The sequence below is a fragment of the Paenibacillus favisporus genome (assembly GCF_040545415.1).
GTDB classification, from domain to species: domain Bacteria; phylum Bacillota; class Bacilli; order Paenibacillales; family Paenibacillaceae; genus Paenibacillus_AQ; species Paenibacillus_AQ favisporus.
Genome location: NZ_JBEPLV010000013.1, coordinates 25,484 through 42,707 on the forward strand (window position 1 = coordinate 25,484; position 17,224 = coordinate 42,707).

At 54.9% G+C, this 17,224-nt stretch carries 13 protein-coding genes; 7 read left to right on the plus strand and 6 right to left on the minus strand.

All coding sequences use genetic code 11. The features are described from left to right. Positions 1-346 precede the first annotated feature (346 nt). Positions 347-1,174, plus strand: coding sequence for a polyamine aminopropyltransferase (gene speE / locus ABID47_RS33425; RefSeq protein WP_076176946.1), 828 nt, complete (start codon positions 347-349; stop codon positions 1,172-1,174). Positions 1,175-1,188: 14 nt separating this feature from the next. Then, a complete protein-coding gene (gene speB, locus ABID47_RS33430) occupies positions 1,189-2,058 on the plus strand; it encodes an agmatinase (RefSeq protein WP_089549432.1) in 870 nt (289 codons plus the stop codon). A gap of 97 nt (positions 2,059-2,155) precedes the next feature. Here speB and ABID47_RS33435 read toward each other — a convergent pair whose 3' ends face one another. From ABID47_RS33435 to ABID47_RS33455, 5 genes are all read right to left on the minus strand, one after another. Beyond that, a complete protein-coding gene (locus ABID47_RS33435) occupies positions 2,156-3,445 on the minus strand; it encodes an ABC transporter substrate-binding protein (protein WP_354503434.1) in 1,290 nt (429 codons plus the stop codon). A 173-nt stretch (positions 3,446-3,618) separates the two neighbouring features. Next, positions 3,619-5,238: a response regulator transcription factor gene (locus ABID47_RS33440; RefSeq protein WP_354503436.1), complete on the minus strand. Its 1,620-nt coding sequence runs from the start codon at positions 5,236-5,238 to the stop codon at positions 3,619-3,621. Continuing rightward, positions 5,213-7,000, minus strand: a complete 1,788-nt coding sequence (locus ABID47_RS33445) for a cache domain-containing sensor histidine kinase (RefSeq protein WP_354503438.1) — start codon at positions 6,998-7,000, stop codon at positions 5,213-5,215. The genes ABID47_RS33440 and ABID47_RS33445 overlap by 26 nt, the downstream gene beginning before the upstream one ends. Positions 7,001-7,169: 169 nt before the next feature. Then, a complete protein-coding gene (locus tag ABID47_RS33450; protein ID WP_354503441.1) occupies positions 7,170-8,006 on the minus strand; it encodes a carbohydrate ABC transporter permease in 837 nt (278 codons plus the stop codon). Then, positions 8,003-8,968: a carbohydrate ABC transporter permease gene (locus ABID47_RS33455; RefSeq protein ID WP_105444917.1), complete on the minus strand. Its 966-nt coding sequence runs from the start codon at positions 8,966-8,968 to the stop codon at positions 8,003-8,005. Before ABID47_RS33455 ends, ABID47_RS33450 begins: the two co-directional genes overlap by 4 nt. Positions 8,969-9,226: 258 nt before the next feature. Here ABID47_RS33455 and ABID47_RS33460 point away from each other — a divergent pair, with 258 nt between their 5' ends. The 3 genes from ABID47_RS33460 to argS all read left to right on the plus strand — a co-directional run bounded on the left by ABID47_RS33460 (position 9,227) and on the right by argS (position 12,765). Then, on the plus strand, positions 9,227-10,426 hold the full coding sequence (locus tag ABID47_RS33460) for a WD40/YVTN/BNR-like repeat-containing protein (RefSeq protein WP_354503443.1): 1,200 nt from the start codon (positions 9,227-9,229) through the stop codon (positions 10,424-10,426). Positions 10,427-10,663: 237 nt separating this feature from the next. Next, the gene (locus tag ABID47_RS33465) at positions 10,664-11,089 is read left to right on the plus strand and encodes a YwiB family protein (protein WP_354503445.1); all 426 of its coding nucleotides are present in this window, start codon (positions 10,664-10,666) and stop codon (positions 11,087-11,089) included. Next, entirely contained in the window at positions 11,086-12,765 is a 1,680-nt protein-coding gene (gene argS / locus ABID47_RS33470) for an arginine--tRNA ligase (protein ID WP_354503447.1), read from the plus strand. Before ABID47_RS33465 ends, argS begins: the two co-directional genes overlap by 4 nt. A gap of 156 nt (positions 12,766-12,921) precedes the next feature. On the opposite strand, the gene ABID47_RS33475 is transcribed toward argS, so the two are convergent. Then, positions 12,922-14,085 carry a S8 family peptidase gene (locus tag ABID47_RS33475; RefSeq protein WP_354503449.1) on the minus strand — a complete coding sequence of 388 codons (1,164 nt, stop codon included), beginning with the start codon at positions 14,083-14,085 and terminating at the stop codon, positions 12,922-12,924. A 386-nt stretch (positions 14,086-14,471) separates the two neighbouring features. Here ABID47_RS33475 and rpoE point away from each other — a divergent pair, with 386 nt between their 5' ends. Then, a complete protein-coding gene (gene rpoE, locus ABID47_RS33480) occupies positions 14,472-15,029 on the plus strand; it encodes a DNA-directed RNA polymerase subunit delta (protein ID WP_354503451.1) in 558 nt (185 codons plus the stop codon). 419 nt (positions 15,030-15,448) lie between these two features. Then, positions 15,449-17,050, plus strand: coding sequence for a CTP synthase (locus ABID47_RS33485; protein WP_251679252.1), 1,602 nt, complete (start codon positions 15,449-15,451; stop codon positions 17,048-17,050). Positions 17,051-17,224: the final 174 nt, after the last annotated feature.

Sequence of the window (17,224 nt, forward strand, 5' to 3'; positions counted from 1 at the left end):
GAACTGAGCAATCTGATACTTTCATTATGGGAAATGCAGGCAGCAGATATTCACGCCGGGCCCGGGATTCACGGGAAAAAGCGCTCGGCCTCCCGGTCATGCAGGGTGAGGGGGCATACAGAGCCACCTGAGGGATAAAAAGTCCGTGCTGACGCGGCCATAGCCAGGGGACGAAGCGTTAGGAAAGTGTTTCTTTACACGAATTTCTTCTATCGCGTATAATTCAAAGGATGTGTTTATACATCGGCAGTTTGGTACAATAAAGAAGATGTACGTGCTACTCGAGAACATGCGGCAGGGAAGATCAATCCCTCCTTTATCCTGGGAAAGAAAGAAGGTAATGACGATGGAATTGTGGTTCACGGAGAAACAGACGCCCGCATTCGGTATTACTGCCAAAATCAAACAAACGTATGTAAATGAAAAAACCGATTTTCAGGATCTGGCCATGGTAGAGACTGAAGAGTTTGGAAATATGCTGCTGCTTGACGGAATGGTCATGACGACCGAGAAGGATGAATTCGTATACCATGAAATGGTGGCGCATCCGGTGCTGAATACGCATCCGAATCCGAAGCACGTCCTTGTCGTAGGCGGCGGAGACGGCGGCGTGATCCGCGAAATCATCAAGCATTCGAAAGTGGAAAAAGCCGTGCTCGTCGACATCGACGGCAAAGTCATCGAGTACTCGAAGAAGTACCTGCCGTCCATCGCGGGCAAACTGGAAGATCCGAAGGTGGAAGTACTGGTGAACGACGGCTTCATGCACATCCACGAGCACAAGAACGAATACGACGTCATTATGGTTGACTCGACGGAGCCTGTGGGCCCGGCGGCTCCTCTGTTTGAACGCGGCTTCTACCAAGGCATTTATGAAGCGCTGAAGGATGACGGCATTTTCGTGGCGCAAACGGACAACCCTTGGTTTAAGGCCGACTTGATCCAAAAGGTGAACAAGGACGTGAAGGAAATTTTTCCGATCGTGCGCGTTTATGCTGCGAACATCCCGACATATCCGAGCGGCTTGTGGACATTTACGATGGGCAGCAAAAAATATGATCCGCTCGAGGTGGACGAGTCGCAAATTCCGGAGATGGACACGAAGTACTACACGCCACGCCTGCACAAGGCGGCTTTCGTATTGCCTAAATTTGTGGAAGATCTGACGAAATAGGGGGAGGCAACATCATGAAACTAGACCAAGCTTATTCGGGCAACGTATTTATTTGCAGCTCGGACGATTACGAAAATTCCAAGGCGGTCATTTACGGCATGCCGATGGACTACACGGTCAGCTTCCGTCCGGGATCCCGGTTCGGTCCGGCGCACATCCGCCAGGCTTCCGTGGGTCTGGAGGAATACAGCCCTTACTTGGATAAAAGCATTCTGGATCTCAAATACTTCGACGCCGGCGATCTTCTGCTGCCGTTCGGCAATGCAGGACGCAGTCTCGAAGTGATCGGCGAGTACGTGGGCAAACTGCTCGGCGACGATAAATTTCCGATCGGGCTCGGCGGCGAGCACCTGGTGACCTGGCCGGTCATCCAGCAAATGTACGCGAAGTATCCGGATCTGATCCTGATCCACATCGACGCGCATGCCGACCTTCGCGAGCAGTACGAAGGCGAGCCGCTGTCGCACTCGACGCCGGTCCGCAAAGCAGCCGGGCTGATGGGCGGCAAGAACATCTACCAATTCGGCATCCGCTCCGGTTCGCGCGAGGAGTTCCAGTATGCCCGCGAGAACATTAACTTCTATCCGTTCGACGTGGCGGCTCCGCTTCGGGAAGCCCTGCCGCAAATGGGCAATCGTCCGGTATACGTCACGATCGACATCGACGTGCTCGACCCGTCGGCGGCGCCGGGAACGGGAACCGCGGAAGCGGGCGGCATCACTTCCAAGGAATTGCTGGAGGCGGTGCACCTGATCGCCAATTCCGAAGTCAACGTGGTGGGCTGCGACTTGGTGGAAGTGGCGCCGGTCTACGACCATTCGGAGCAGACCCAGATCGTGGCGGCGAAGCTGATTCGCGAAATGCTGCTCGGATTTGTAAAATAAAGAAACGAAAAGAAGCACCCGATGCTAACCGGGTGCTTCTTTGTTGTGCCATCGTACGAGGATGGTGATCCGAGATAAAGCTGTGAGAGCTGCAAAGCTAGTCCAAGCTTTTGCTCAGTTTGACGATTTGGTTCCAGCCGTCGTCGATGCTGATTTTCCCGAACATGATCGACTGCGTGATGTTATCATACTCCTTCGTAAAATTGGCCCAGCCGCCTTTATTGCCGGGACCCGGGTCGAACGCGGCCCCGTCCTTGGATACTTCGTTGATCAGGCCCAGTGCATTTTTGTCCACATCGGTGAACTTAGGCTTGAGCGCATCAGCGACGGTCTTGTTGACTGGGATTCCGCGGGAAGTGCCGAGGATTTCGCCGGCTTCCTGGCTGTTGACGAACCAGTCGATGAACTTCTTGGCTTCGTCTTTATACTGGCTGTTGGGGCTGACGCTCCAATACATGGAGGCTTTGAGCCATCCGCCCGCCTGTGTTCCCCGTGGCTGGGTCGTCAACGCCATTACACCCGGTTTCAGGGCGTCCGTTCCGCCGAATTCCGCGGCATGCGCGCCCCGGAGCAGAATTTTCTCCTGAATGAGCAAATCCATCTGCGCGTCCTGCGATTTATCCGACACCGTCACATCCGGCGGAGGCACAAGATGGTCCTTGCGCAGCTGTGCCCATTTGTTCATCCAATCTTTCCAGGTGGTTTCGTCGTAGTGGAACTTCCCGTCCTTGCTCATCGAGAAGCCTTTGCCCATGCTCAATTGATAGGACATGTAGGATGCGCCGTCTGCCGTCAAATCCCGGGTCAGGTATTGGTCTTTGGCCAATTTCGGCTTCAGATCGCGGGCCATGGCGAAAAACTCATCCCATGTCTTGGGAGGCTGAACCCCGAGGCTGTCCATGATCGTCTTGTTGTATACCATGCCCCAGGCGTTGTTGCCGAGCGGCATCGCGTACAGCTTGCCTTGATAGGTGCCGGTTTCGAGCAGGGCCTTGTCGATGTTATCCGTCGGAATGGACGAGAGATCCTCCAACCGGCCGCTGGAGGCCCAGTCGTTGAACCAGGCGGCATCCATCTGGAAAATATCCGGGGTGTTTTTCCCTGCGGACTGGGTCGAGAGCTTGTCCTGGTATCCGTCAAACGATTGGTATTCCGGCTCGAACGTGATTCCCGGATTGTTTTTGGAGTATAAATCAAGCGCTTTCAAGGTTGCGTCGTGACGGGCCTGCGAGCCCCACCACATGATCCGCAGCGTAATGGACTTGCCGTTTCCGGTGCCCGCAGCTCCGGTTTCTTCCTTCTTGACCCCGCTGCAGGCGGATAGAACGAGGGACAGCATAAGGACGGCCGCAGTACCTGCGGCAAGACGTTGCCATGATTTTCTCATTGGTTGAACCTCCCTTAAGTAAAGGAACTCTTTCTTGCTCTAAGGTACCAGGACGAGGAACATCCGCGTAGCGGACGATCCTACAAATCGTTTCAGTATTTTACGAATATCGGCGAACTGCCGGCAGCGTTTGTCCTGTATGCTGGGCGGAACCAGGATCGGCTGTAGCTGCGTCAGGCCCGATAGAACTCAGTCGGACTGCGCCCGGTATGCTTTTTGAACAGCGTGGTAAAGTACGGAACGTTGCGGTATCCGACCCGCTCGGCAATTTCGGCGATGAGCAGCTTTTTCTCCAGAACCATGCTTTTGGCTTTTTCCATCCGGACCCGGGTCAAATAATCGCCGAACGTCTCGCCGGTGAACTGGCGGAACAGGGTGCTCAAATAATTTTTGGAAATATAGACCTGATCGGCAACATCCTGGAGGTGGATGTTTTCGGCGTAATGCTCGTGAATGTACTGAATGATAAACTCCACCGTTTCCTTATGCTTCAGGTTCTCATTGGGAGTAAACCGGCGGCAGATCCGTTTAACCTTCTCGGCCACCCAGGCCTTCCACTGCTGCGCGTTTTCTATCAATCCCAGCTCCTTGGACAGATCCGCAGGAGGCAGCTCGTCGTCAAGCTTGTGGCCGGAATCGTACAGCGTGAAGGAGAGGATGGCAAACAGCTGTGTCCCGAGGGCTGCCAGCTCGCCGGGAGATAGCTGTGCCACGCCGCTGTCGCTGCTTGCGAAATCCTCCAGCGCAAGCAGCGCCCGCGGCTCATCGAAGGTCCGGACCGCATCCGCCATTTCCTGAAAAAATCGGACCGGACGCACGTTTCGCGCTGCCGGATGCCGGAAGCCGGCTTCGGTGTAGACGTAGACGCAGGGATGGTTTGCATCCGGCTCACGCCGCTCGGCCAGGGCCTGGAAGGCCTCTTCCGTGGAATCCGCAATAGCCGTCCAATCGTCTTTCCGGAGGCCCGCTCCGATACGCAGCTTGACCTGAAGGTAACGGTCCACTGACTCAATGATGCGCCCGGCCAGTGCCAGCACCTCGGAGCGAAACGCTTCTGCGGGCCAGGAGAGGGGCTTATACAGCAGCAGGGTCATATGGTGACTATGCAGCTCTAAAAAGTAACTCCTCAGTCCATCCTGCCTGGCCAGCTCCTCGACCGTATTACCGACGGCAAAGCGGAACAGGTGCCAGTCCCGGGCCGAAATGCCCTCCGTCCGCCCCTGCCGCTTGATTTCCAGGGCCAGCATCATGAACTGGGCGCCTTTCCAGCCAAGCCGGTCCAGCATCCGGTACGGCCCGGTCGGCGGGGAAAAGGTCCCGCCCGTGAGGACCGATTTCACCCATTCCCTCTCCAGGTAGGGCTCGTACTGCATCAGCCGGTCCTGAAGCTCCTGCTCCCGGTTCTCTGCTGCTCTTTTCTCCGACAATTCGGCGATTACGCGCTGCAGTACCTCACGGATCGTAGCCGGTGAGGCAGGTTTGGGCAAATAATCGTCAACCTGCAGCCGCAGCGCTTTGCGGGCATAATCAAAGTCCGAGTAGCCGCTTAAGATGATGATTTTGCCGTCAAACTGCTGCTTGCGTAGCTGCTCGATCATTTCCAGCCCGTTCATGACCGGCATATAGATGTCCGTAATGACGATATCCGGTTTGGCAGCTCTGATCAGCCGGAGCCCCTCTTCACCGTCCATGGCCTCCCCGATGGGTCGGATGCCGAGCTGCTCCCAGGGAATGAGCCGCGACATCCCCCCAAGCACCTGCCGGTCGTCATCCACGATCGCGAGCGTCCACATCACTTCGTCCTCCTTCCAAATCCGGCTGCTGGGTCAGCTTCGGAAGATAAATTTCCGCCTCGGTGCCTGATCCGCCAGTACGATTCCGGAGCGATACGCCGAAGGGCGGACCGAAAAATACTTGAATGCGCTCGGTTACATTACGGATGCCGTATCCGCCCGTCGGATGGCGCCTCCGGGTTTTCCAATCGTCCCGCAGGCCGACGCCGTCATCCCGGATCCGGATCCGGATGCCGCGGTCCTCTTGCACGGCATTCAGGACGATTCGGCCATGGCTGCGTCCATGGAAGCCGTGCACGATGGCGTTTTCCACGAAGGGCTGCAGTGTCAGCTTCGGAATCAGAAGCTGCCGCAGTTCCTCCGGACATTCGATCTCCCAGTCCAGACCTTGGCCCCTTTTGAACTGCTGAATTTTCAAATAGCATTCGACGTGAAGCAGCTCATCCTGCATCGGGATCAAGGATTCGCCGCCGGACAACCCGATACGGAACATTTGCCCCATCAGTTCAAGCACCCGGCTGATCTCCTCCTGGCCGGCCTCCAGCGCCATCCAGTTCAGCTGATCCAAGGTGTTGTAGAGAAAATGGGGGTTGATCATTGCCTGCAGCGCCTTGATTTCCGCCTCGCGCTGCGCCTTGTACTGCTGTTCCAGCGATTGGTACAGCGTCTCGATCCGCTCGGTCAGCTTGCGGTAGCCACTGAAGAGACTCCCGAATTCGTTGCGGTATTCCGTAGGCAGCGGCAGCCCCTTCTTGCCGGGATTGAATGCCTGCATCAGCTGGACCAGCTTCCGGATCGGCACCGTGAAATTCCTCGAAAGGAACAGCGTGAAGAACACCGACAGCAGGATGGCGGCTGCTCCGATCGCAGCCATGGTCCATGCCAGGCGGACACTTCCACCTGTGATGTCCTTCCATGGCGTAAGCTCGACCAGCATCCAGCTGCCGGGGGCCGTGCGGGACCAGACGGTCAGCATGTTCTTCTCCGGAAGCGAGCCTGCCGCTTCCAGCAGCTGATGCGCATGGCCGGCATCTCCGCTGACCTCCTTCAGGATGGCGTCGATTTCTCCGGGAGGCGGAGCGATCCGGGTGTGCATGATCATCCGGCCGCCGGAATCGAGCAGCAGCCGGCTGGCCGAGGAATTGTCCTCGGTCAGGATATCCTGCAGAAATTTGACGCGGACGTTAATAATGAGAATTCCGCGGTTCACCCCGTCCGGCGTCGTGATTTTACGGATAAAGCTGATGACCTGCTGCTTCCCCTGCGGCGAGCCGACCTCGCGCTGTCCGATCCAGACGAAGTCGGCTTTGTCGACGGCCGGATACCAGCTTTCCCGGCTGGCGTAAGCTAGCGGGAGGTACTGAATGTTGGCGTTCGGGTCGACTTGCAGCGGATTGCTCATATAGATCTGAAAGGAGAACATCGAGCGTGAACTGTTCAGCATCGGCGCCAGATAATCCCGGTTCAGCTCGTCCCTGGCCGTTTTGCGGGCATAATAATCTCCTTTCATCGTCAAATAATTGACCAGCGGGGAGTTGATGGCTACGGCGAGCGAGGTCTGCTCCACGGCGCTCATCTGGTCGGTAAGCTGTTTGTTGAGCTGCTGCAGCACCGCCTGTTGATACATGGAGGCGCTGTCCGCCTGCTCATTGGCGGAGAACCGGTAGCTGACGATCATCATGATCGTGATCAGGACCGCGATAAAAGCGGCAAAGCTGAAGAAAAACACATAATCGATACGGAACATGCGAAACGGATTCATGGCTTTTCCCCTCCTCTTGGGTGCGGCGATGCCATAGCGTTAACGCGCTGCTATCCCAAAGCGGCCGTTCACGGCGCGCCGGGAGAGAGGCTCACGTTGACGATACGGTGCGGAAGAAAAGCATGGAATGAGCGAGTCCCCGTGATTCCGTTATTGCGCTCCAGGATGACTAGCCTTTCAGCCCTGACGTAGCAATGCCCTCGACGAAATGCTTCTGCGCCAGGAAGAAGATCACGACCGGCGGCAGCACGGAGAGCAGGGACACGGCAAGCAGCTGACCCCACGGCACGGCCGACTGGGAATCGATGAACATTCGGAGCGCCAGCGGAACGGTATATTTGTCCACGGTATTCAAATAAATCAGCGGACCGAAGTAATCGTCCCAGCCCCAAATAAACGAGAAGATCATGACCGTGATCAGCGCCGGCAGGGTCAGCGGCATGACGATGCGCAGGTAGATGCCGAACCAGGTGCAGCCGTCGATTTTCGCCGACTCGTCAAGCTCCCGCGGAATGCCCCGGATGAATTGGACGATCAGAAAAATAAAGAAGGCTCCCCCCATGGCCGACGGGACGATCAGAGGCAGATACGTATTGATCCAATCGAAAGAATGGAACATCGTATACTGCGGGATGAGCGTGACCTGGCCCGGCAGCATCAAGGTCATCATCAGGATGGAAAACCACAGCCCTTTCAGCGGAAAGGTCAGCCTGGCGAACCCGAAGGCCACCAAGCTGGCCGAGATGACGTGCAGCACTGTGGTCGCCACGTTCAGCTTGAGGCTGTTCATGAAGAAGCGTGTAAACGTATACTTGGGCAGCGCGTTCCAGCCTTCCGTATAATTCTGCCACAGCCATACTTTGGGGAACAGGGTGGGCAGGCTGATCTCGGCCGTCGATTTGAAGGAGGCACCGATCCACCAGAGCACGGGATAGAACATCACAAAGCAGAACACGATCATCAGAATATGAACCAGCCAATTTTGTTTTTTCAGAACGTCTGTCATTTGCGACCCTCCGTTTCCGTTTCGTAGAACACCCAATATTTGGACGCGATAAAATTAATCGCTGTGGCGATGCCGATAATGACCAGCAGGATCCAGGCCAGTGCCGAGGCGTAGCCCATCTGCAGCGAACCGAAGGCTTTGTTGTACAGGTACAGGGCAAACATTTCGGTCGAATTGACCGGACCTCCGTTGGTAACGACAAACGCCGAGGTGAACATCTGGAACGCGTTGATGATCCCCATGATCAGGTTGAACAGGATGACGGGCGACAGCATGGGCAGCGTAATCCGGATGAATTTGCGAAAAGGTGTGGCCCCGTCCACGGAGGCTGCTTCGTACAGCTCCCCGGGAATCTGCTTAAGACCAGCCAGAAAAATAATCATCGACGAGCCGAACTGCCACGCCGTCAGCAGCACCAGGGTTCCGAGGGCAGTGGAGGGCGTTCCGATCCAGTTCTTCGGGGCGATGCCGACCAGAATCACTAGATGGTTGATAAATCCGTTGAGGCCGAAAATGTTGCGCCACAGCACGGCCACCGCCAGGCTTCCCCCGATCAGGGACGGCAGATAAATGATCGTGCGGTAGAAAGAAATACCCCGAATATTCCGGTTCAGCAGCATAGCGACCAGCAGCGCTGCCAGCAGCTTCAGAGGAACCGAAGTAATGACGTACAGGAAGGTCACCTTCAGCGAGTTGAAAAAGAGCCGGTCCTGCGAAATATCCTGATAATTTTTGAGCCCGATCCAGCGGGCTGGTTCCAGCAGAGAAAACTCGGTGAAAGATAAATAGAAGGATTGAATAATGGGCCACAGCTGTAAAATGAGAAAACCAAGCAGCCAGGGGGCGATGAACAGGTAGCCGGCCAGCGGGGCGTTCCAGCGTCCTTTCAACGTCTTGGCAACCGCTTTCATGTTTTTGCCCGGCTGGGCCTTGTCCGCCGCCGGTATCGTTTGTGCATTCAAAATCAATCACCTCACGCCTTTTAGTAGCTCTCATTGTATCGTGGGCTGAACCATGCCTGTAGTCGAAGGATGCACAAATTCTTTCACTATTGAATGGTGTTTGCTCCTGTTTGGCTTGCTTCGCTCTCTTGTTTTGCGCTGTGCGCAAAGCCAAAGTCGCTCACCAATCCAAACACTCGCACGCTAGAGGAAGAGGACCTTTTTTTGCGAGTGGGGAATCCCCAAAGAGGGTAATGTAATCGATATGGAGGTGTCGTTATGATCATGAAAAAGCTGCTTAGAAGCTCTTCCTTGGCTGCCGCTGCGCTTATGCTGATGCTGCCGGCGGGCTGGGGATTATCCCCAACGCAGACTTCGGCCGCCGCCGCGGCGCCTGCTCCCTGCGGAAGCGGCGATCACGGCCTGCTTCAGCAAGAGCAGAAACAGCATATGGGGGAAGGCGCGGACCCGCTTCATTTTACCGATATTCAGTTTCTGAACGGGTCGACGGGCCGGGCGGCAGGAACCGGGTTTATGATCGGCACATCGGATGCGGGGTGCCACTGGCAGGAAATTTACACGGGGAAATGGAACTTTGCCCAGATTAAATTTACGGACAACGTGAACGGATGGGCCATCGCCACCCTTCCTTCCCACCAGACTACGCATCTGCTCAAGACGGTGGACGGCGGATCGCATTGGAAACAGGTGTATACGGCCAATCTGCCGTTTAACCGGCTGGAGGCGCTCGGCAAGAACGCGGTGAACGGCTACACGCAAAATGGCGCCTACCGGACCGATAACGGCGGGAACAGCTGGGTGAAAATCCCTACCCCGGCCAATACGAGATATGCGACGTTTCGGGATAAGAACAACGGGTTTGTCCTGGTCATTGTTCCCGGCTCTGGCTATAAAGTACTGGGCACGGCCGACGGCGGGCACAGCTGGGGCACGAAGCTGAACGTGAAGTTTGACTCCCCGTACCCTGCGGGCGGACAAATTTACAGCAAGGACAATCAGGTCTGGGCGCTGTTCTATGGCGGCTCAGGCATGTCCCAGGTATCCTATTCGCTATATGGCAGCACGGATCAAGGCCTACATTGGAAGCGCGTCATCGCCCAATCCACGGCAGGCGGGGGCCCGGCTCCCGGCAGTGGGGCCGCTGTTGTTAATCAGGGGCCGGCCCAGCCAGGCGGACACCCCGGCAACATGCAGCTGATCGGCAAGGAGACGGCCTTTCTGTCCGGCGGCTCTCCGGCGGGCGGCATGGTGTCTGTCGGCGTGACTTATAATGGAGGAAAGACGTGGAAGAACGTAAAGCTGTCCATTCATGGTTACGATTCACGGATCTCCTTTACGGACGGCAAGACGGGCTGGCTTGTGGTGACCAGCGCCACCAAATCGTCGATTTATGCCACCCATGACGGCGGTGCCAGCTGGAACCGGAAGTTCGCATTTAAGGAAGCGTTGAATCCTTAAACGGAAGTAACAAGGTACGAATGAAGTTGCAGTAACAGTCAAAAGGCGGGGCTGCCGGTTATTACTGGCGGTTCCGTCTTTTTTCGATGACGGCGTGGGTTTACCGGAATACGAATCCCCGGCACTGTGAAAGCTGTACAGTAGCGGCAGTCTGCGGCAGGCACGGTTTGTATTGAATTGATACAGCGAACTGGATATAGTAGTACAATAGGAAAGAATAGATTGGAGTATTGCGTAATGCCAGATGCCAGAAAGGCTACCGTCCGTCTGCGCAGCCGTCATGACGGCCAGGAGGTCAACCAGGAGATGACGGCGCAGGTATTTGCCCGCGGACAAACTCTCTATGTGATGTACGAGGAGCCGGAAGCGGATTTGCAGGGGCGGAAGACCAAAACGACAGTGAAAATCGGCGCAAACAGCCTGAAAATGATCCGGCACGGCGCCGTGGAATCCGAGCAGTCTTTTCAGGAGGGGCAGCGGCTTCCCGGCTTTTACCGTTCGCCTTATACGTCCTTTAACCTATCGACGGATACGCGTTCCCTTAAGATGGACCTGGACGGAATGACAGGGGAAATCAGCTGGGCGTACGATCTATATGTATATGAGGAATGCACAGGGCATTTCACCATCAGCTTTTTTATACAGGAGGATAATCAATCATGACACTCAATCCACTCGAACAGATTCACCAGCTGGTTTTGGAGGCGGTCAAGGAAGCGGTGGTCGCCGCCGGGCTGGCCAGCCGTGAAGAGCTCCCCAGCATTACGCTTGAGGTGCCGAAAGATAAATCTCATGGGGACCTTGCCACCAACGCCGCCATGCAGCTGACCCGGATCGCCAAGAAAAACCCGCGCCAGATCGCTGAAGCGATCCTGGAGCATATCGATGTGAAGAAGGCGTCCATCGAGAAGGCCGAAATCGCCGGCCCGGGCTTCATTAACTTTACGCTGAACAAAAGCTATCTGTACCCCGTGATCGAGCAGGTCTATGCACAGGGGGAAGACTATGGACGCGTACAGCTCGGTCAGGGACAGCGCGTGCAGGTCGAGTTCGTCAGTGCCAATCCGACCGGCAGCCTGCACTTGGGACATGCCCGGGGAGCCGCCGTGGGCGACGCCCTGTGCAACATTTTAGACTTTGCCGGGTATGAAGTAACCCGCGAATACTATATCAACGATGCGGGCAACCAGGTCGAAAACCTGTGCAAATCGATCGAAGCCCGGTACCTGCAGGCGCTCGGACAGGATGCGGAAATGCCTGAGGACGGATACCATGGCGAGGATATCAAGGGGTTTGCCAAGGACCTCGTCGCCGAGAAGGGAGATTCCCTGCTGTCCATGGATCCGGGCGAGCGGACGGCGTTCTTCCGTTCGTACGGCCTGGAGAAAGAGCTTGGCAAAATCAAACGCGATTTGGCACGCTTCCGGGTACATTTTGACGAATGGTTCAGTGAAACTTCCCTGTACGAGAAGGGGCTCGTTGAAGCATCCCTGGACGAACTGAAAGCCAAAGGCCAGGTGTACGAGCAGGACGGCGCCACTTGGCTGCGGACGACCGAATATGGGGACGACAAGGACCGTGTATTGGTGAAAAATGACGGCACCTATACGTACCTGACACCGGATATCGCGTATCACCGGGACAAATACAACCGCGGCTACGACCGCATGATCAATATTTGGGGAGCCGACCACCACGGCTATATTCCGCGGATGAAAGCAGCCATGCAGGCCATCGGCAACGATCCCGACAAATTGACCGTGCTCATCGCGCAGATGGTCAGCCTGTTCCAGAACGGGGAGAAGGTCAAGATGTCCAAGCGTACGGGGAAAGCCGTAACGATGGAGGACCTGATGGAAGAGGTCGGCATCGACGCTATCCGCTACTTCTTCACGATGCGCAGCATGGACTCCCATCTCGATTTCGACATGGATTTGGCCATTTCGACGTCCAACGAAAATCCGGTGTTCTATGTGCAGTACGCGCACGCCCGGATTTGCAGCATTTACCGTCAGGCGGAAGAGCAGGGCGTTGCGCTGCTCCCGCTGTCCGAAGTGGACCTCACGGTGCTGAACACCGAGCATGAGTATGACCTTCTCCGTAAAATCGGCGAGCTGCCGGAGGAAATCGCCACTGCTGCAGCGGGCTACGCGCCACACCGGATGATCCGCTACGTGTATGACTTGGCTTCCCTGTTCCACAGCTACTATAAGGCGCAGCGCGTTATCACCGAGGATGCCGCTCAAACGCAGGCACGCTTCGCCCTGCTCGGCGCTGTGCGGACCGTTATCGCCAACGTGCTGAGAATCGTGGGCGTATCCGCTCCGGAGAAGATGTAATTCCTTCTTCCCCTTTTGAATACGCCGAACATATGAAAGGCCGTCTCCGGTATTTGCCGGAGGCGGCCTTTTTCAACAAATGCTAAATATTGTAGTTATTTGGCATGTACGTGAGCAGAAGCTCCGTTTGTCCTGAGCGGTACAGGCCGCTCTCGTCTAGCTTGGATTATTTTTGCGTTTGATGCCTTCACGCAGCAGCCGGTAGGCATTGATTTCACCGGTGTGCACGACGCGGGATTGCCCTTTTCTCGGGCGCAGCGGCGTGGCGGTTGCGACGAGGAGCTCTTTAATTTCAGCCGGCGACAGGTCGGGATTTTGGGCAAGCAGCAGCGCGATTGATCCGCTGACATGCGAAGTCGCCATGGAGGTGCCGCTCATCTCGTGGTACTTGCCGCGCGTCCAGGAAGAAATGATTTTATCGCCCGGCGCATAAATATCGATGAGGTCGCCGCGGTTGCTGAAGCTGGCGATGCGGCGGTTCCGGTCGGTCGCTCCCACGGATATGGTCTGCCCGTACCTTGCAGGATAGTCGATGCTTCGCCGTTTCCCGTCATTGCCGGACGAGGCGACGATCGAGATCCCGGCCGTATAGGCCTTGCCGACGATGTCCAGCAGCGCCTTGCTTTTGGTCTTCATGCCGAAACTCATATTGATGATGTGCATGCGGTTGCGGACGCACCAGTCGATCCCCTGGATAATGTCCGAGACATAGGCGGATCCGTTGTTGTCGAAGGCTTTGACCGGAAAAATCATGGCCCGCGGGGCGACGCCGATCATGCCGTCGGGACCGTTCGCGGCAGCAATGGTTCCTGCAATGTGGGTGCCGTGCCCGTTGTCATCGAGCGGCAGCAGATGCCGGTGCAGCAGATTGATCCCTTTGGCCAGCGACTGGCGCAGATCGGGATGATAGTAGTCGGCCCCGGTATCGATCACTCCGATCCGGATGCGGTAGCCCGTCGAAGTGGACCAGGCTTTGGGAGCCTGAATTTGCTTGACTCCGTACGGAATGCCTGGGCTTTGGTTGACTTTGTTGTTCACCAAGGTATGGACCTGCATTTGGGTGTCCTCTTCAATAATAAGATCGTCATGATACTTGGACATCAACCTGCTGCTGACCGGAAACGGAGCGATCATGGCCTCGAGGAGATCGGACACCTGGATGCCGGGCATGTTCGGATACCGAAGGTGAAGCGTCTGCAGCCGATCCTGACAGGCATAGAAATGCCGCGGTTCGCGAAACCTGATAATATTTTTTTCTCCGGACGATACGGGACTCTCCATATCTTTAAGCAGCATCTGGATAAAATCGTTGTAGTCCATGTTGGGCAGTCCCCCTCATAATGAACCCTGCTTTTGCATTGTATGAGCGGGGAGTGCGGCAGGAGTGGGAACATGCCCTTTTTTGACGAAATAGGCCCTGCCCCGATGTCAAAAACCCGAGGCGGACATAATATAGACTGAAGAGGCCATGGGCGTCTCTTTCCAGGTCCCGTGAGGAGTTTCTCCTTCGTGGGCGGATACAGTCGGAAGGCGGAGGATACTCCGCCTTTTCATTCGCCATTTTTGGGACAACCTTGCAGTCATCCTTTATGCACTTAAAACTTGCATTTTATTTATAAATAGGTTTTACTTAGTTTTGATAATGGATATGTTGTTATAAGTAACGATATATAAGGTGAACTTTGCGTGAGAGGAAGTGTCCGTAAGTGAGTAACTCACTCCAGCTTAAAATGGATCCCGAGAGAATCCGGGAAATGCCAATGGTCGACCTGGCCTTTGCCATTTTGAAGGCGGCGAATACGCCGTTTTATTATCTCGACCTGATGAAAGAGGTAGCCAAGCTTCGCGGTTTGACGGATGAAGAAATTAAAGAGACCGTTGCGCAGCTATATACAGAAATTAATATCGACGGCCGGTTTGCCTGCGTAGGAACGAACCTGTGGGGACTCAAGCGCTGGTATCCGATCGACCGCTCCGAAGATCCGATCAGCAGCGCCAAGCGTCCGCGCATCATTAACGATGACGACGATGATGAGGATGATGATTTCACGGACGAGGAAGATACGTTTGCTGAGGACAGCGACGATGATTTCGACCGGATCGACGAGGATCATGACGACATCTATTCCGATGACGATTCTGAGGAAGAAGTGGAAGATGACGAAGAAGTGATACTCGATGACGAGGATCTGGAAGATGAAGAAGTCGACGACGAGGATGAGGAAGAGGAAGAAGAAGACGACCTCGATGAGGACAAAGATTAATTCCATCCGCAGAATCGCCAATCCTCTCTTGACAGGGGACAAGGCACAGAGTAAACTATTGCATGGGCTTATGATTGAGATTTAAATATGCGTAAAATAATAAAAAGTGCCCCGTACTACGGGTGTCACTTTTTTGTTTTTTAATGCGGTATGTCATGGAAGCGGAACTATCCTTCCACCATATTCGCGGGGGTAGATGAACTGAGAATGGAATGGAAATGATTCGTCTTTTTTAGTTCAATCTATATAATGTTGATTACCCAATTGTGCCATTTGATTTCAAATGGCGCATTGTTGTTCACAGAGAGAGAAAGCAACAAACTTGTTTCGGCCCGATTCCGATGAAAAAACGTGAATTGGGTTACGCTAAACATCATATGTCGCCTGAATTTCTGGACTTTAATAGGAGGGTTTTTACAGTGACAAAGTATATTTTTGTGACGGGCGGGGTCGTGTCTTCCTTGGGTAAAGGAATTACCGCCGCTTCACTCGGAAGGCTGCTTAAAAATAGGGGTTTAAAGGTGACGATCCAGAAATTCGATCCGTATTTGAACGTAGACCCCGGCACCATGAGTCCTTACCAGCACGGTGAAGTATTCGTAACGGACGATGGCGCCGAGACCGACCTTGATCTGGGGCACTACGAAAGATTCATCGACATCAACCTGTCCAAGAACAGCAATGTCACGACGGGGAAGGTGTACTCCTCGGTGATCAGCAAAGAACGCCGCGGGGAATATTTGGGCGGGACGGTTCAGGTCATTCCACATATCACGAACGAAATTAAGGAGCGGGTGTTCCGTGCAGGCCGCGAAGCAGGCTCTGACGTCGTGATTACGGAAATCGGCGGAACCGTCGGCGACATTGAAAGTTTACCGTTTCTTGAGGCCATCCGTCAGATCAAGAGTGAAATTGGCCGCGAGAATGTGATGTACATCCACGTGACGCTGATTCCTTACATTAAAGCAGCAGGGGAAGTGAAAACCAAGCCGACCCAGCACAGCGTGAAGGAACTGCGCAGCATCGGCATTCAGCCAAACGTGATCGTATGCCGGACGGAGCATGAGCTGTCTGCGGATATGAAGGCGAAAATCGCACTGTTCTGCGATATCGACGAAAGTGCGGTCGTGGAATGCCGCGACGCATCTACGCTTTACGAGGTACCGCTGAACCTTCGCGATGAAGGGCTCGACGAGATCGTGGTCAACTACTTGAAGCTGACGACGCCGAAGCCGGACATGACCGAGTGGGAAAGCCTTGTGGATCGCATTAACAAGCTGGAGAAAACGGTGGAAATCGCCATTGTCGGCAAATATGTCGCTCTGCATGATGCTTATTTGAGTGTGGTTGAATCCCTTTCGCATGCAGGCTTTGACGCAAACGCGGATGTGAAGATCCGCTGGGTGAACGCGGAAGAAGTGACCGATGAGAACGTGGGCGAGCTGCTGCACGGCATCGGCGGCATTCTGGTTCCAGGCGGCTTCGGTGACCGCGGGATTGAGGGTAAAGTATCGGCGATCCGTTACGCCCGTGAGAAGCAAATCCCGTTCTTCGGCATTTGCCTCGGCATGCAGGTGTCTGTGATCGAATACGCCCGTTCCGTGCTGGGACTCGAAGGAGCGAACAGCTCGGAGATCAACCCGTCCACCGAGTATCCGGTGATCGACCTGCTTCCGGAGCAGAAGGATATTGAAGATCTGGGCGGAACGATGCGCCTTGGATTGTATCCTTGCAAGCTGACCGAGGGCTCCTTGGCGATGCAGTGCTACAATGACGAGCTCGTCTACGAGAGACACCGCCATCGTTATGAGTTTAACAATGAGTACCGCGAGCAGATTGAAAAAGCGGGCTTGCGCATTTCCGGAACGTCCCCGGACGGACGTCTGGTGGAAATTGTGGAACTTCCGGGCCATCCTTGGTTCCTGGCTGTGCAGTTCCATCCGGAATTCACGTCACGTCCGAACCGTCCGCAGCCGTTGTTCCGTGAATTCGTGAAGGCTGCGCTGCAAGTAGAACGTTAATATACAGCTATGGGTCTCCCTCAGGAGGCCCATTTTTCATTTATATGAAGTTGCAGGAATTTGTATCTAGAAGGCGAATACCTTTAAATGGAGATTGCAGGAGTATGGAATTAACAGTTTAGTTAGGAATTAGGGGTATGATTCGGACGCAGCTGATTGTTGGGAGGTAAGTTG

Bases quoted from the DNA above. Each gene is read 5' to 3' on its own strand.
- ABID47_RS33435 (WP_354503434.1), bottom strand. From the start codon at position 3,445: ATGAGAAAATCATGGCAACGTCTTGCCGCAGGTACTGCGGCCGTCCTT.
- ABID47_RS33465 (WP_354503445.1), top strand. From the start codon at position 10,664: ATGCCAGATGCCAGAAAGGCTACCGTCCGTCTGCGCAGCCGTCATGAC.
- ABID47_RS33440 (WP_354503436.1), bottom strand. From the start codon at position 5,238: ATGTGGACGCTCGCGATCGTGGATGACGACCGGCAGGTGCTTGGGGGG.
- ABID47_RS33450 (WP_354503441.1), bottom strand. From the start codon at position 8,006: ATGACAGACGTTCTGAAAAAACAAAATTGGCTGGTTCATATTCTGATG.
- speE (WP_076176946.1), top strand. From the start codon at position 347: ATGGAATTGTGGTTCACGGAGAAACAGACGCCCGCATTCGGTATTACT.
- ABID47_RS33475 (WP_354503449.1), bottom strand. From the start codon at position 14,085: ATGGACTACAACGATTTTATCCAGATGCTGCTTAAAGATATGGAGAGT.
- argS (WP_354503447.1), top strand. From the start codon at position 11,086: ATGACACTCAATCCACTCGAACAGATTCACCAGCTGGTTTTGGAGGCG.
- ABID47_RS33460 (WP_354503443.1), top strand. From the start codon at position 9,227: ATGATCATGAAAAAGCTGCTTAGAAGCTCTTCCTTGGCTGCCGCTGCG.
- ABID47_RS33445 (WP_354503438.1), bottom strand. From the start codon at position 7,000: ATGAATCCGTTTCGCATGTTCCGTATCGATTATGTGTTTTTCTTCAGC.
- speB (WP_089549432.1), top strand. From the start codon at position 1,189: ATGAAACTAGACCAAGCTTATTCGGGCAACGTATTTATTTGCAGCTCG.